At 67.2% G+C, this 14,148-nt stretch carries 17 protein-coding genes and 1 pseudogene; 14 read left to right on the top strand and 4 right to left on the bottom strand.

The genetic code is table 11. From position 1 onward, the window contains the following. Together AC4ELH_RS32905 and AC4ELH_RS32900 are read right to left on the bottom strand one after the other, a co-directional pair. Entirely contained in the window at window positions 1-324 is a 324-nt protein-coding gene (locus AC4ELH_RS32905; RefSeq protein ID WP_055117308.1) for a hypothetical protein, read from the bottom strand. A gap of 153 nt (window positions 325-477) precedes the next feature. After that, window positions 478-954, bottom strand: coding sequence for a glucose-6-phosphate dehydrogenase (locus tag AC4ELH_RS32900; protein WP_498889014.1), 477 nt, complete (start codon window positions 952-954; stop codon window positions 478-480). Window positions 955-1,137: 183 nt separating this feature from the next. On the opposite strand from AC4ELH_RS32900, the gene AC4ELH_RS32895 reads away from it, so the two are divergent. The 6 genes and pseudogenes from AC4ELH_RS32895 to AC4ELH_RS32870 all read left to right on the top strand — a co-directional run. Continuing rightward, window positions 1,138-1,929 carry an SDR family oxidoreductase gene (locus tag AC4ELH_RS32895; RefSeq protein WP_064959046.1) on the top strand — a complete coding sequence of 264 codons (792 nt, stop codon included), beginning with the start codon at window positions 1,138-1,140 and terminating at the stop codon, window positions 1,927-1,929. A gap of 8 nt (window positions 1,930-1,937) precedes the next feature. Continuing rightward, window positions 1,938-3,014 (top strand): NAD(P)H-dependent amine dehydrogenase family protein, encoded by a 1,077-nt coding sequence (locus tag AC4ELH_RS32890; RefSeq protein WP_448441858.1) that lies wholly within the window; start codon window positions 1,938-1,940, stop codon window positions 3,012-3,014. Window positions 3,015-3,038: 24 nt separating this feature from the next. Next, complete coding sequence (locus AC4ELH_RS32885; protein ID WP_003881781.1) at window positions 3,039-3,305, top strand: hypothetical protein; 267 nt, start codon at window positions 3,039-3,041, stop codon at window positions 3,303-3,305. A gap of 55 nt (window positions 3,306-3,360) precedes the next feature. Then, window positions 3,361-3,591, top strand: coding sequence for a hypothetical protein (locus AC4ELH_RS32880; protein WP_064887353.1), 231 nt, complete (start codon window positions 3,361-3,363; stop codon window positions 3,589-3,591). 90 nt (window positions 3,592-3,681) lie between these two features. Continuing rightward, window positions 3,682-4,908 carry an Nramp family divalent metal transporter gene (locus AC4ELH_RS32875; RefSeq protein ID WP_064887352.1) on the top strand — a complete coding sequence of 409 codons (1,227 nt, stop codon included), beginning with the start codon at window positions 3,682-3,684 and terminating at the stop codon, window positions 4,906-4,908. Next, a pseudogene (locus tag AC4ELH_RS32870) lies at window positions 4,909-5,319 on the top strand (gamma-glutamylcyclotransferase family protein); the annotation flags it as partial. 5 nt (window positions 5,320-5,324) lie between these two features. Here the strand turns inward: AC4ELH_RS32870 and AC4ELH_RS32865 are convergent. Then, the gene (locus tag AC4ELH_RS32865; protein ID WP_498889010.1) at window positions 5,325-6,422 is read right to left on the bottom strand and encodes a glutamate--cysteine ligase 2; all 1,098 of its coding nucleotides are present in this window, start codon (window positions 6,420-6,422) and stop codon (window positions 5,325-5,327) included. A 62-nt stretch (window positions 6,423-6,484) separates the two neighbouring features. Between AC4ELH_RS32865 and AC4ELH_RS32860 the strand changes: the two genes are divergently transcribed. The 8 genes from AC4ELH_RS32860 to hchA all read left to right on the top strand — a co-directional run bounded on the left by AC4ELH_RS32860 (window position 6,485) and on the right by hchA (window position 13,710). Then, window positions 6,485-7,300 carry an LLM class F420-dependent oxidoreductase gene (locus tag AC4ELH_RS32860; RefSeq protein WP_498889008.1) on the top strand — a complete coding sequence of 272 codons (816 nt, stop codon included), beginning with the start codon at window positions 6,485-6,487 and terminating at the stop codon, window positions 7,298-7,300. Between the two features lie 43 nt (window positions 7,301-7,343). Further along, a complete protein-coding gene (locus tag AC4ELH_RS32855; RefSeq protein WP_498889006.1) occupies window positions 7,344-8,645 on the top strand; it encodes an NAD(P)/FAD-dependent oxidoreductase in 1,302 nt (433 codons plus the stop codon). Next, on the top strand, window positions 8,639-9,421 hold the full coding sequence (locus AC4ELH_RS32850) for a DUF1365 domain-containing protein (RefSeq protein ID WP_498889004.1): 783 nt from the start codon (window positions 8,639-8,641) through the stop codon (window positions 9,419-9,421). The genes AC4ELH_RS32855 and AC4ELH_RS32850 overlap by 7 nt, the downstream gene beginning before the upstream one ends. Next, window positions 9,418-10,686: a class I SAM-dependent methyltransferase gene (locus AC4ELH_RS32845; RefSeq protein ID WP_064959038.1), complete on the top strand. Its 1,269-nt coding sequence runs from the start codon at window positions 9,418-9,420 to the stop codon at window positions 10,684-10,686. The genes AC4ELH_RS32850 and AC4ELH_RS32845 overlap by 4 nt, the downstream gene beginning before the upstream one ends. 8 nt (window positions 10,687-10,694) lie before the next feature. Then, window positions 10,695-11,462 (top strand): DUF1295 domain-containing protein, encoded by a 768-nt coding sequence (locus AC4ELH_RS32840; protein WP_498889523.1) that lies wholly within the window; start codon window positions 10,695-10,697, stop codon window positions 11,460-11,462. Between the two features lie 2 nt (window positions 11,463-11,464). Next, window positions 11,465-12,046: a sigma-70 family RNA polymerase sigma factor gene (locus AC4ELH_RS32835; protein ID WP_498889002.1), complete on the top strand. Its 582-nt coding sequence runs from the start codon at window positions 11,465-11,467 to the stop codon at window positions 12,044-12,046. Beyond that, window positions 12,043-12,750: an anti-sigma factor gene (locus AC4ELH_RS32830; protein ID WP_448441844.1), complete on the top strand. Its 708-nt coding sequence runs from the start codon at window positions 12,043-12,045 to the stop codon at window positions 12,748-12,750. The genes AC4ELH_RS32835 and AC4ELH_RS32830 overlap by 4 nt, the downstream gene beginning before the upstream one ends. Window positions 12,751-12,825: 75 nt before the next feature. Then, entirely contained in the window at window positions 12,826-13,710 is an 885-nt protein-coding gene (gene hchA, locus AC4ELH_RS32825) for a glyoxalase III HchA (protein ID WP_498889000.1), read from the top strand. Between the two features lie 18 nt (window positions 13,711-13,728). Here the strand turns inward: hchA and AC4ELH_RS32820 are convergent, their stop codons facing one another. Further along, window positions 13,729-14,148, bottom strand: coding sequence for a hypothetical protein (locus AC4ELH_RS32820; RefSeq protein ID WP_498888998.1), 420 nt, complete (start codon window positions 14,146-14,148; stop codon window positions 13,729-13,731).

The following is a 14,148-nucleotide window of genomic DNA, read 5'->3' as shown; positions in this document are numbered from 1 at the left end:
TCAGCGCCTGCAGTCCAGATCCACGTACACCGTCGTGTACTGCAGATTCTGTCCCGGGTTGAACGACGTGATGCTCGCCGCTCCGGCCGGCACTTGCGGGCCGGTGACCGAGCGGCCCTGGCGCACCGCGCTGACCGTGCAGTCGTCGATGGCTTTGGTGCCGACCTTGCTCAAGATCACCCGGTAGCCCTGACTTTCGAGGTCACTGATGGTTTGGCTCGCCGTCGACTCGGTGGGCGCGGCCGCAGCCGGCGCGGCCAACGCCGTCCCCAGTCCACACAGCGCGGCACCGGCAACACACAAGCCCTTCAAGTTCCGTTTCACTGGGTTCAGCCCGCCCTTCGGTTTCGGTGAGGTGTGCTAAACCGTAAATCGGCGAAATCCCTTGTCCGACAGACTCATACCGAACACATACGGGTTAATACGCACCGAACACCACCGAAACACGGCGTTAACATCAACCCGCCGGAAGCGGCATCACACAGTGACGTCGACGCGCAAGGCCTCGTGTTCATCGAGGATGCGGCGCAACGCGGCATCCATGGGGTGGGCCGATTCGAGATCGTGGCTGCAGCGACGATCGACGGCGACCACCGCGCCCGGGCGCAGCGATGTGTGCTCGATCTGGTCGACGAAGGCGTCGAACATCGGGTCCGGAGTGGCCAGGTAATACAGGCCGTGACGAGCATCGGCGAAACGCGCGCCGTACATCAGACCGCACTGGGTGAAGACGAACAACTCGGACGTCGCGTGCACGTGGCCTGGGTGGCCCATCTCCTCCTCACCCCACGCGGCGGCCGCGAGGCGCGCCTGGGCCAATCGGTCCTGCACGTCGTCGGTACACGCCAGTAGGCGGTGGACAAGGGTGCCCGCCGTGGATGGGTACCGATCGATCGCGGGGCTGAAGTACCGCGCGAACAAGTCGCCGAAGAAGTCATATCGCTGCTGGGTCATCGCGGCTCCCACCTTGAGCTGACCCCTCAATTGTGCGCCCGGCAGCGCCACCGCGGAGGGCTTTGCGCACACTGCGCGACCCGAAGGCGGGTACCACGGGACAACTAGAACGTGTTTCAGAAACCTCTCACATGCGCCCGCTCCCCCTGCTAGCGTGACGCCGAGCAAGCGATTGGAGTACACGTGATTCTGGACAGATTCCGACTCGACGACAAGGTTGCGATCGTCACCGGAGCCGGCCGCGGATTGGGCGCAGCCACTGCCCTGGCATTCGCGGAAGCCGGTGCGGACGTGGTCATCGCGGCCCGTACGCAGACCCAACTCGACGAGGTTGCCGCCCAGATCGCCGCGACCGGGCGGCGGGCCCACGTAGTCGCGGCCGACCTGGCCCACCCCGAGGCCACCGCCGAGCTCGCGGCCGCTGCGGTGGACGTGTTCGGGAAACTAGACATCGTCGTCAACAACGTCGGCGGCACCATGCCGGCACCCTTGATGAACACCTCCACCAAGGACCTGCGCGACGCCTTCACCTTCAACGTGTCGACCGCGCACGCGCTGACCTGCGCGGCGGTTCCGCTGATGCTCGAGCACTCGGGCGGCGGCAGCATCATCAACATCACCTCCACGGTGGGGCGCCTGGCCGGTCGTGGGTTCGCCGCCTACGGCACCGCGAAGGCCGCACTGGCGCACTACACCCGACTGTCCGCGCTGGACCTGAGCCCCCGCATCCGCGTCAACGCCATCGCGCCCGGTTCGATCCTCACCTCGGCCCTCGACATCGTCGCCTCCAACGACGCGCTGCGCGGGCCGATGGAGCAGGCCACCCCGCTCCGCCGGCTCGGCGATCCGGCCGACATCGCCGCCGCCGCGGTGTACCTGTCCTCCCCCGCCGGTGGCTATCTGACCGGCAAGATTCTGGAGGTCGACGGCGGCCTGAACATGCCCAATCTCGACCTCCCCATCCCCGACCTCTGAGGAGAGCAATGACCATCCGTGTAGCGGCGATAGGCACCGGCAACGTCGGCAAGCATGCCCTGGCCCAGCTCGTCACCAACCCGGACTATGAACTCACCGGGGTGTGGGTGTCCTCGTCGGCCAAAGCCGGTAAGGACGCCGGAGAGCTTGCCGGCCTTGATGTTTCGACGGGCGTCCTGGCCACGGACGACCTCGACGCGATCCTGGCCGACAAGCCGGAATGCGTGGTCTACACCGCGCTTGCCGACAACCGGCTGCCCGAGGCCCTTGAGGACTACCGGCGCATCCTGTCGGCCGGGGTCAATGTCGTCGCCAGCTCCGCGGTCTTTCTCCAGTACCCGTGGGAGGTGCTGCCGGCCGAGTTGATCGAACCCATCGCCACCGCTGCCGAGGCCGGCGGGGCCAGCATCTTCGTCAACGGCATCGATCCCGGTTTCGCCAACGACCTTCTGCCCCTTGCCCTTGCCGGTACCTGTCAGCAGATCGAGCAGATCCGGTGCATGGAGATCGTCGACTACGCGACGTACGACAGCCCGGCGGTGATGTTCGACGTGATGGGCTTCGGCAAGCCGATCGACGAGACTCCGATGCTGCTGCAACCAGGCGTGCTGACCCTGGCCTGGGGTTCAGTGGTCCGGCAGCTGGCCGCGGGGCTCGGCATCGAACTCGACGCGGTCACCGAAGAGCACACGCGGGTTCCGGCGCCGGAGGACTTCGACATCGCGGCCGGGCGGATCCCCGAGGGGACCACCGCCGCATTGCGTTTCGAGGTGCGCGGTATGCGCGACGGCAAGGCGGCCGTGGTGCTGGAGCATGTGACACGGCTGCGCGACGATTTGTGCCCCGATTGGCCCCAGCCCGCGCAGGAGGGCGGCTCGTACCGGGTCGTGGTGACCGGTGAACCGTCCTACACGCTGGACCTCTGCCTGAGCAGCCCAAACGGCGATCACAACCATGCGGGCCTGGTTGCCACGGCGGCCCGGGTGGTCAACGCGATCCCGGCCGTGGTGGACGCCAAGCCGGGTATCCGAACCACTCTCGATCTGCCGTTGATCACGGGTAAGGGTCTGTACGCTGCCGGGTAGACCCACCTTGGAAGGACCGTTGCCATGAAGATTCGCCTCACCACGTTGACCGGTTGCCTCATGGTTGGCGGTGCTTCCGCGGCGATCGCCTTGGCCCCGCTGGCCTCGGCCGAACCCAGCGCCCCCAGCGAGCCGCGCCTGCTGCCCCAGTGCGAGGTGACCGGCGGCAGTTCGGTCGAGGGTGGGCAGACCACTGAGTGCGCGTCCGAGGGCAACGTTCAGATCGACTCGACGCCGCCGCAGCCCGGATACGGGATGTTCCCCTGGGATGACGACTTTTTTGTCCTCTGACCAGCGCTGACAGCGCCGTTCGGACGTAGACTTGCTCCATCGATCGGAGCTCGTCATGAACAACATCTCGCGGTGTCTGGTGGCGTTGCTGGCGGTGCCAGGTTTGGCGATTCTCACGGCCCCGGCGGGCTCGGCCGCACCGAAATGCACCACCACGTCGCCCAACACCACGCAATGCCAGACCAACGGCAGCACCGCGATCGTGACCTCGCCGCCCGCCTTGAACAACTACGGCCCCTGGTACGGCCCGGTGTTCGGGTTCGGCGGCTTCGGCGTCGGCTGGTGACGGCGATGCCCGACCCCCGCCGCTGACTATCGCGCGAATTTTCGGGTACCCTAACTTTTCTATTCGTATACCCGGATAGAAGGTAGGCCGTTGCTAGAGGACACGAAGACGCGCACCATCCCGAGCTGGTCGCTGCTCGGACCGGCATTCGTCGCTGCGATCGCCTACGTCGATCCGGGCAACGTCGCCGCCAATGTCAGCGCGGGTGCGCAGTTCGGCTACCTGCTGGTCTGGGTGATCGTCGTGGCCAACGCGATGGCCGGCCTGGTGCAGTACCTCTCGGCCAAGTTGGGCCTGGTCACCGGACGCTCGCTGCCCGAGGTGGTCGCCGACAACAGCCGCACCCCGACCCGGATTGCCTACTGGATACAGGCCGAATTGGTGGCTGTGGCAACCGATCTCGCCGAGGTGGTCGGCGGGGCGATCGCGCTGCACCTGTTGTTCGACCTGCCGCTGCTCCTCGGCGGAATCATCACCGGGCTGGTGTCGCTGCTGCTGCTGAGCGTGCAGAACCGACAGGGTCAACGGGTCTTCGAGCGGGTGATCACCGGACTGCTGATGATCATCGCCATCGGATTTCTCACCAGCCTGTTCGTCGAGACTCCTCCACCTGCTGAGGTCGCCGCCGGTCTGATTCCCCGGTTCCAGGGCGCCGAAAGCCTGCTGCTGGCCACCGCGATGCTCGGTGCCACGGTGATGCCGCACGCGGTCTACCTGCACTCCGGCCTGGCCCGCGATCGTCACGGTCACCTCCAGCCGGGCGCCGTACGGCGACGCCTGCTGCGGATAACCCGCTACGACGTCGGGCTGGCGATGCTGCTGGCCGGCGCGGTGAACCTGGCCATGCTGCTGGTCGCAGCCACCAACCTGCAGGGACGCGACGACACCGACTCCATCGAGGGTGCCCATGCCGCGGTCCGCGACACCCTGGGCCCGACGGTGGCGCTGCTGTTCGCCATCGGGCTGCTGGCCTCGGGCCTGGCGTCCACCTCCGTCGGTGCGTACGCGGGCGCGATGATCATGCAGGGGTTGCTGCGTCGCTCCTACCCGTTGCTGCTGCGCCGGTTGGTCACCCTGATCCCGGCGCTGGTCATCCTGGCCATCGGCGTGGACCCCAGCCGGGCCCTGGTCCTCTCGCAGGTCGTGCTCTCCTTCGGCATACCGATGGCCCTCATCCCGCTGGTGCGGTTGACCAGTCGGGCGAATCTGATGGGTGAGGACGTCAACCACCGCCTCACCACGGCGCTGGGCTGGGGTGTTGCGGGATTGATTAGTGTGCTCAACGTGGTGCTGATCTATCTGACCGTGAAGGGCTGAATGCTTCACCCGTACTTCGCCTACGGCTCCAATCTGTGCGTGACACAGATGGCCCGGCGCTGTCCGGGCGCGATCGATCCCGCCCCGGCCCACCTGGACGGCCACAACTGGCTGATCAACCAGCGCGGCGTGGCCACCATCGCACCGCTCGGCACAGCACAGGTACACGGTGTCCTGTGGCAGGTCACCGACCATGACCTCGCCGCGCTCGACAGCGCCGAGGGGGTGCCGGTGCGCTATCGCCGCGACCGCCTGACCGTGCACACGGCGGACGGCCCCGAACCCGCCTGGGTCTACATCGATCACCGCGTCGAACCCGGACCGCCGCGGCCGGGATATCTGGAACGCATCCTGGCCGGCGCGGTGCACCACGAGCTCCCCGACCCCTGGGTGGATTTCCTGCGCCGCTGGGCGAGCTAGTCGCTGGTCACGGCGGCCGCCAATTCGCCGATCACATCAGTGATTTCATTTCGCTTCCGCCAGGCGCGACGCTGCCGGATCGCGCCGTTGCCTTCGGCCACGACGCGGGCGAGTTCGCCTCGCACCATCTCGTGGTCGCCCAGCGCCACCAGGGCCGGCCGCACCGTCTCGACGAATCGACCGAGCAGATCCCGAACCGGGACCGTCGACTGATCTCCCAGCAGATCGATGCCGTCTCCGTCCAGGCCGTCGTGGGCGGCTTTCCAATGCGCCGCGCGGATCTGGCTGTCCGCCAGGCACGGAATTGATTCGCCTTCGTCGTAGCCGCGCAACGCCGTCATCGCCCCGGCACGGATCAACGTGGCGAGCAACACCGTCTCGGCCACCGTCGCAGGCACATCGGACACCCGCACCTCCACGGTCGGGAAATTCGCCGACGGCCGGACATCCCAATAGATCATGCCGTCATCCAACGCAGCGCCGGCCCGCTCCAGCATCGCGACCGCGGCGTCATAGTGCGCGACGGAATCGAAATGCGGCGGAGGTCCCGAACTCGGCCACCGCGACCACAGCACGCTGCGGAAGCTGGCATAGCCGCTGTCGGTGTTTCGATAGATCGCCGAGTTGGCGGTCAGCGCCAACAGCACATGCAGCCACGGCCGGAGCCAGTTGCTGACATGAATCGCCGCGTCCCGGTCCGGCACCGCGACATGGACGTGGCAGCCACAGATGCCCTGTTCGTGAGCGATCATGCCGAACCGGTGGGCGATCCTTCGGTAGCGCGCGGTCGGTGTCACCGGGAACTTGTGCGGCACAGTCGGCGGTAGCGCGACGGCCAGCAACTGCGCACCGTTCGCCGCGGCGGCCTGGGCGGCAGTCCGGCGCAGCCTGCCGAGCTCGGAGCGCAGCGCGCTGCTGGTGGCCATCACGTCCGTGGTCGTCTCGACCTGGCAGCTGGTCAGCTCCAGTTGCAGGTCGACCCCGTGCTCGGCGGCGCTGGCGGCGACCTGCTTGTTCCGGGCGATCGGTTCGCCGCTCTGCGAGTCGATGAGCAGGAACTCTTCCTCCACGCCCACCGTCGGGTGACTTGTCACGGCTCAGAATTGCCCGCCGCAGACGCCTCCAAACCTGCACGGACCGTGCTTAAGATCGGGTGATGCCCAACGATTTCCGCTTCGGCGTCAGCCTGCGCGTCGCCGAGTCCCAGTCTCAGATTGCCGACGAGGCCCGGCGTGCCGAAGACCTCGGCTTCGACGTGCTGAACGTCCCCGACCATCTCGGCGCGCCTGCCCCGTTCCCCACCCTGACCGCGATCGCCGCGGCGACGAGCACGCTGCGCGTCGGAACGTTCGTGCTCAATGCCGGGTTCTACAAGCCGGCGCTGCTGGCGCGCGACGCCACCGCGCTGCGGGATCTGTCCGGCGGAAGGTTCGACCTCGGCCTCGGCGCCGGCTACGTGCGCGAGGAGTTCGAGGCCGCCGAACTGCCGTTCCCCATCGCCCGCGAGCGCATCGATCATCTGCGCCACACCACCGAGTACCTGAAAGAACACGCCTCCGATATACCGATCCTCATCGCGGGCAACGGCGATCGGCTGCTGACGGTGGCCGCCCAGACCGCCGACATCATCGGCCTCACCGGTGGTGATCAGGTCGGTGGAGATCCCTTGGCTGACCGAATCTCGTTCCTGCGCAACGCCGCCGGTGACCGCTTCGGCCAGCTGGAGCTCAACATCGCGGTCACCGCCATGCCCGCGCCCGGCAGCGAGATGCCCATCCTCAACGTCCCCCGCCATTTCCTCCCGGGGCTCAGTGACGAAGAACTTCTCCGCCACCCCGGCGTGCTGTCCGGCTCGGTCAGTGCCATGGCCGACCACATTCGCGGTCTGCGCGAGAAGTACGGGATCACCTACGTCATCGTGCAGATCGCTCACGCAGAGGCGTTCGGCAAGGTGATCGCCGAACTCCGGTAGAAGTTCTTCCCATCCGCGCCCGGACCGGCTCCGAATACCGGGTGTGGAAATCATTCATCCTCGCGGACGTGCCGTCGCGGTGATAGGCAGCGGTGTCGCCGGCCTCACGGCCGCGTATGTCCTGTCCGCACGGGACCGCGTCACCCTGCTGGAAGCCGATGCCCGCTTCGGCGGGCATGCCCACACCCAGCACGTCGTCGAAGACGGCCGCACCGTCGCGCTCGACACGGCCTTCCTGGTGCACAACGACCGCACGTATCCCACTCTGTGCCGGTTGTTCGACGAACTCGGGATCCGTACGCAGGACACCGACATGTCGATGTCCGTACGCGACGACGGCACCGGGTTGGAGTACGCCGGGGCGCGCGGCCTGGCCGGATTGTTCCCCAGCTGGTCCATTGTGGGCCGGCCGCGCTATCTGCTGATGCTGGGCGAGATCACCCGATTTCACCGGCTGGCAACGCAATTGCTGCGACGCACGGCGACCGGTGACGAAGTAACCGTCGAGGAGTTCCTGCACCGGCACGGGTTCTCCCGGTACTTCACCGACCGTTTCATGACCCCGCTGGTCGCCGCCGTGTGGTCATGCCCGCCCGGTGAGGCACTGCGCTACCCGGCGCGGTACCTGTTCGTCTTCCTGCAGCACCACGGGATGCTGTCGGTGTTCGGTTCCCCGACGTGGCGCACGGTGGTCGGCGGGTCGGTCAACTACGTCGACGCCGTCGTGTCCCGGCTGCCCGAGGCGATCACCGGCGCGCGCGTGCGATCCGTACGGCGAGTCGCCGAGGGCGTACTGGTCACCGTCGGCGGGCAGTCGCCACGGCGGTTCGATGCCGTCGTCATCGCCACTCACCCGAGCCAGGCGCTGCTGATGCTCGACCACCCCAGCGAGCACGAACGGCTCATCCTCGGCGCCATCCCCTACAGCCTCAACCAGGCTCAACTGCACACCGACGAGTCGATACTGCCCCGCCTGCCGAGAGCCCGCGCTTCGTGGAACTACCTGATCGACCCCGAAGACCACGCAGTCACCGTCAGCTACGACATCACCAGGCTGATGAGGCTGGGTGGCTCCCGGCGGTATCTGGTGACCCTGGGCGGCGCTCATCGGGTGGACCCGTCGAAGGTCATCGCCGAGATGGTCTACGAACATCCCGCCTACACCACCGAATCCGTGGCCGCACAACAACTCCTGCCTGAGCTCGACGACGACCGTGTCGTCTTCGCCGGGGCGTACCACGGCTGGGGTTTCCATGAGGACGGCGCCGCATCGGGACTGCGGGCCGCGGAGCGACTGGGCGCCCGTTGGGCCGGTGGGCCGGTTGCGGAGCCGCTGGCATGCTGACTCCCGCGCTGTACCGCACCAGGATCACCCACGTGCGCCGCGCTCCCGTGCACCATCGCTTCAGCTACCGCGGATACAGCTGGTACGTCGATCTCGACCGGATGCCGCGACTGCCACGGTGGCTGCGACCCTTCGCCCGCTTCGAGGTCGACGACCATTTCGCTGGTGAACCGAAAGACACACTGCGCCAACGGGTGGACGCATTCCTCGTGTCGCGCGACGTGGACCTCGACGGCGGCAGGGTGACCGCTCTACTACAGGCCCGCGTGCTCGGATACGTGTTCAATCCCCTGAGCCTGTACTGGTGCCACGATGCCGCCGGCACAGTACGTTGCGTGGTCGCCGAAGTCCACAACACCTACGGCGGGCGGCATGCCTACCTGCTTCCGGCCGGACAGCTCGCACGCGTGTCCAAGCGCATGTACGTCTCACCGTTCAACGCCGTCGAGGGCCACTACCGGGTCCTGGCTCCAGAACCCGGGGAGCAACTCGACGTGACGATTTCGCTGCACCGCGAAGGACATCCGGCCTTCGTCGCCACCCTCCGTGGCGACCGCAGGCCGGCGACCACGTGGGAGATCCTGCGCCTGCAACTGAGCGCACCGGTGGCACCGCTGGCCGGTGCCCTCGCCATCCGCGTTGAAGGGATCAAGTTGTGGCTGCGCCGGGTGCCGGTGGTTCCCCGCCCCACCGGCGAGGTCGTCGAGTTCGTTACCCAGAACCCAGGAAGGTCGCAGAACCCAGGAAGGTCCCAGAACCGAGGAAGGTCATTGTGAACACGCGGACCGGAGCGTTCCCCGCCATCGATCCCACCCGCTGGCCGGACGTGGCACGTCCACCGCGCGGGCCGGTCGCCGCGATCTCGGGCGCGGTGGCCGATCAACTGCTACGCCGCGCCGCCGCGACATTGCCGGTCCGGCTGGCGTTTCCCGGCGGGACCGTGATCGGCGCGGCCGATCCGACCCTGCCCACGATGGTCATCGAACATCCCGAGGCCCTGGCCCGCCGGATCGGCCGCCACGGCCTGATCGGGTTCGGCGAGTCGTACATGGCCGGTGAGTGGCACTCCACCGATCTCGTCGGGTTGCTCACCGAGTTCGGCAGGTCCATGGGAGACCTGGTTCCCGCTGCGCTACAACGGTTCCGGACTGTGACGCTGCCCCGTCCTCCGCGCTCTGCCCACAACAACCCTGCTCAGTCCCGGCGCAACATCTCCGCCCACTACGACCTGTCGAACGAGTTGTTCTCGGAGTTTCTCGACGAGACGATGACGTACTCCAGCGCGCTGTTCACCCAACTCCCGGGGACGACGGCCGGGCTGGCAGACGCCCAGCACCGCAAGATCGACCGACTACTCGACACCGCGGGCGTCGGACCGGGCAGCCGAGTACTGGAGATCGGCACCGGCTGGGGAGAACTCTGCATCCGTGCCGCCGAGCGCGGCGCCCAGGTGCGCTCGGTCACCCTGTCGGCCGAGCAACAGCGGCTGGCCCGGCAACGGGTGGCGGCGGCGGGCCTGTCGGACCGGGTCGGTATCGAGCTGCTCGACTACCGCGACGTCGAGGGCTGCTACGACGCGGTGGTGTCGGTCGAGATGATCGAGGCGGTGGGATATCAGTTCTGGCCCACCTATTTTCGCGCACTGGACCGGCTCGTCACTCCCGGAGGACGCGTGGCGATCCAGGCGATCACCATGCCGCATGATCGCATGCTGGCCTCGCGCGGCACGCACACCTGGATCCAGAAGTACATCTTCCCCGGCGGGCTGCTGCCGTCGACCGAAGCGATCATCGGTCTCACCGAACGGCACACCCGGCTGCGCACCGTCGACGTGATGTCACTCCGGCCGCACTACGCCGAGACCCTGCGACTGTGGCGGGAACGTTTCGTCGCACGCCGTGACGCGGTGACCGCACTCGGTTTCGACGAGGTCTTCGCCCGCATGTGGGAGCTGTACCTGGCGTACTCCGAAGCGGGTTTCGCCTCGGGCTATCTCGACGTGTACCAGTGGACATTCGCCCCGACAGGAGGACACCGGTGAACCTGCTCATCGTCACCGCGGTATCACTGGCCGCCCTCGCCGTCGTACACGGGGCGACGTTCGTCATCGGCCGAAACCTCGGGCGGTACAACGTCGTCGACGTGGCCTGGGGCATCGGGTTCATCGTGGTCGCCGCCGTCAGCGCCGTGCTCGGTAGCGGCGACCTCTTCCGGCGCATCCTGCTGTTGGTGCTCATCACGCTGTGGGCAGGCCGACTGTCCTGGCACATGGTGCTCAAGTCGGCAGGCAAGGGGGAAGACCCGCGCTATCAGGAGCTGCTGGGCGGCGACTATTCGGCCGGCCACGTGCTGCGCAAGGTGTTCGTGATCCAGGGGGCGGCAACCTGGTTCGTTTCACTGCCGGTGCAGCTGTCCTCGACCTTGGGACCCACCCCGGCCGCCCTACGACCGGTCCTGATTGCCGGCGTCCTGATCTGGGCCGTCGGACTGGCGTTCGAGGCGGTCGGCGACCATCAACTGCGCAGGTTCAAATCCGATCCGGCCCACCGGGGCGTGATCATGGACCGCGGATTGTGGGCCTGGACCCGCCATCCGAACTACTTCGGCGACAGCTGCGTGTGGTGGGGACTGTGGCTGGTGACCATCTGCGGCTGGCTGTCGCTCACGACAGTCCTCTCCCCGGCGCTGATGACGTACTTCCTGGTGTACGCGACAGGTGCCCGATTGGCCGAGAAACATATGGCAGGCCGACCAGGCTTCGACGAATACCGCTCGCGCACTTCATTTTTCATACCGCGCCCGCCGAGATCTGGATAAACATGACGGCGCAGACCCCGGTCGCTAGGCTGCTGTGGGTGACCGCCGAACTCGACGCGCTGCTACGGCGGGTGGCCCGACACGACGTCGACGCCTTCGCCGAGCTGTACGACCATACGCGGTCGAGGGTGTTCGGCCTGGTCACGCGGGTTCTGCGGGATCCGGGATACAGCGAGGAAACCACCCAGGACATCTACCTCCAGGTGTGGCGCACCGCAGACAGCTACGACCCGGCGGCCGGATCCCCGATGGCCTGGCTGATGACGCTCGCCCACCGCCGGGCAGTGGACAGGGTGCGGGCCGAACAAGCCGCCAGCCAGCGCGAATCGCGCTACGGCGCGACCAGCGTGGAGCCGCCTGCTGATCACGTCGCCGACTCGGTGATCACCCAGGACGAACAGCGGCGGGTGGCCGAATGCCTGTCCGCGCTGACCGATGCCCAACGCGAGTGCATCCACCTCGCCTACTACGACGGCCTGACCTATAGCCAGGTCTCGCAACGGCTGGCGGCCAACCTCGCCACCATCAAATCCCGGATGCGCGACGCCCTCCGCGGCCTGCGCAATTGCCTGGGGGCCGCATGACCGAACCCTTTGACTCCGAACTGCTCGAGTTGGCGACCCCGTATGCGCTGCACTCGGTGTCCGACAGCGAGCGCGCCGACATCGAACAGCGGCTGGCTGCTGCTTCTCCCGAGGTCGCGGCCCAGTTCACGACCGAGGTGCGGGAGGTGCGGGAAACCATGGCCCGACTGGCAGGGGCCACCGCTCTGGAACCACCACCGCATGTGCGCGAGCAGGTGCTGGCCCGCGTCTCGGTGCCCGAGCTACGTCGACGACCTGCGGCAAGCTGGCGCAACACCGCCCTGGCGGCCGCGGCAGCCGTCGTCATCGCCCTGGCCGGCGTCGGTATCGGCATCGCCCTGCGTCCGGGCCCCCAGCCGACCACCGCCGAGCAGATCTTCGCCGCCCCCGACGTCCGGACCGTCTCCGGAGACATCCCCACCGGCGGCACCGCCACCGTGGTGTTCTCCCGCGAGCGCAACGCCGGGGTGCTGGTGATGAACGGTGTCACGCCTCCGCAATCGGGCACCGTCTATCAGATGTGGCTGTTGCGCGAGGGTGCGGCAACCTCGGCCGGCACCATGGACTCCGCTGCTGTCGCGCCGTCGACCACTGCGGTGCTGCCAGACCTCGGCGACGCATCGGCCTTGGCCTTCACCGTCGAACCGGGTGCAGGCTCGACCGCCCCGACCACGCCGATCTTCGCCGAGCTGCCATTGCGCTGACACGCATGAGGTGGGCGGGCGCCGGGTATCACTGACCTCACCGCACGAGTTCGGGAAAAGGAAGTGGTGAACGAAATGTCACAAGCCACCGACGACCTCAGCAGGGCGCCCACACCTGACCGGGCCGAGGACAACGCGTTCTTCCCGTCGCCCTACTCACTGAGCCAATACACGTCGGCCAAGACCGATTTCGCCGGCGTGGAACATGCGGGTGCCTACACCGAGGGTCGGTGGAAGATACTCATGATCGCCGCCGAAGAACGATATGTGTTGTGCCAGAACGGAAAGATGTTCTCCACCGGCAACCATCCGGTGGAGATGCTGCTGCCGCTGCACCATCTGATGGAGACCGGATTCGACGTCGACGTCGCGACCATCACCGGGTATCCGGCCAAGCTGGAACTGTGGGCGATGCCCCACGAGGACCAGGCCGTGGCATCGACCTATGAGGCCCTCAAACCCAAGCTCAAGCAGCCCCTCAAGTTGTCCGAAGTGGCCGCGGATCTGCATCCGGCCTCCCATTATCTCGCGGTCTTCATTCCCGGCGGGCACGGCGCCGTCGTCGGGTTACCAGGCAGCGAAACGGTAGGGCAGACACTGAACTGGGCCCTGGACCACGGCCGATTCATCATCACCCTGTGCCACGGCCCGGCGGCGCTGCTGGCCGCCGGCCTCGACAAAGCACAGTCACCGTTCGCCGGGTACTCGGTGTGCGTGTTCCCCGACTCGCTCGACGAAGGCCCCAACATCGATATCGGCTATCTTCCGGGGCGCCTGCAGTGGCTCGTCGCCGACCTCCTCGCCAAGCAGGGACTGACCATCGTCAACGACGACATGGCCGGCACCGTGCATCAAGACCGCCGCCTGCTCACCGGCGACAGCCCGCTGGCCTCCGATGCGCTGGGCAAACTGGCCGTCAACTGCCTGCTCGACGCACTCGGGCGGGAGCACGAGGCCTGAGCGCACCGGACGGCTCGATCACGGAAGTCGCTGCTTCAGGCGCGCACTTCTGAGGATCTGCATCGCCATGTTGGTCGAGGTGAGCATCGGGAAGACGCCGAGAAATGTGCGCTCCGACGGGGTACGTCCGTGCAGCTGTTCGAGGCTGCCGAAGACACAGAAGCATCCGATGCAGAACAGCGTGGCGGGCACCGCGAGCGCCAGGATGCTGCCACGGTCGGCGAGGACCTGTCGCGCGAGAGCCAGTTCCTCGTCCGAGAGCGCCTCGCGTTTACGAACCTTGCGCAACGTGGCGGACAGGGTGCCGACGGCGAGCTTCGACGTGACGTGGGAGTGGCCTCTCATCCGCCGGGTGAAGACGAAGGCCACGACGGCGAACACCCAGATCAGCGCAAAGGAAACGATCGACAGGATGCCGTACAGAGTCGACGTCGTCAT

Source organism: Mycobacterium shunyiense, assembly GCF_058270075.1.
The sequence above is the reverse complement of the archived record's forward strand: the minus strand, read 5'-3'. Positions and strand labels throughout refer to the sequence as shown.

Excerpts from the sequence above, each read along its gene's own strand:
- AC4ELH_RS32885 (WP_003881781.1), top strand. The coding sequence starts at position 3,039 with ATGAAGATTCGCCTCACCACGTTGACCGGTTGCCTCATGGTTGGCGGT.
- AC4ELH_RS32830 (WP_448441844.1), top strand. The coding sequence starts at position 12,043 with ATGACCGAACCCTTTGACTCCGAACTGCTCGAGTTGGCGACCCCGTAT.
- AC4ELH_RS32835 (WP_498889002.1), top strand. The coding sequence starts at position 11,465 with ATGACGGCGCAGACCCCGGTCGCTAGGCTGCTGTGGGTGACCGCCGAA.
- AC4ELH_RS32820 (WP_498888998.1), bottom strand. The coding sequence starts at position 14,148 with ATGACGACGTCGACTCTGTACGGCATCCTGTCGATCGTTTCCTTTGCG.
- hchA (WP_498889000.1), top strand. The coding sequence starts at position 12,826 with ATGTCACAAGCCACCGACGACCTCAGCAGGGCGCCCACACCTGACCGG.
- AC4ELH_RS32890 (WP_448441858.1), top strand. The coding sequence starts at position 1,938 with ATGACCATCCGTGTAGCGGCGATAGGCACCGGCAACGTCGGCAAGCAT.
- AC4ELH_RS32900 (WP_498889014.1), bottom strand. The coding sequence starts at position 954 with ATGACCCAGCAGCGATATGACTTCTTCGGCGACTTGTTCGCGCGGTAC.
- AC4ELH_RS32880 (WP_064887353.1), top strand. The coding sequence starts at position 3,361 with ATGAACAACATCTCGCGGTGTCTGGTGGCGTTGCTGGCGGTGCCAGGT.
- AC4ELH_RS32860 (WP_498889008.1), top strand. The coding sequence starts at position 6,485 with ATGCCCAACGATTTCCGCTTCGGCGTCAGCCTGCGCGTCGCCGAGTCC.
- AC4ELH_RS32850 (WP_498889004.1), top strand. The coding sequence starts at position 8,639 with ATGCTGACTCCCGCGCTGTACCGCACCAGGATCACCCACGTGCGCCGC.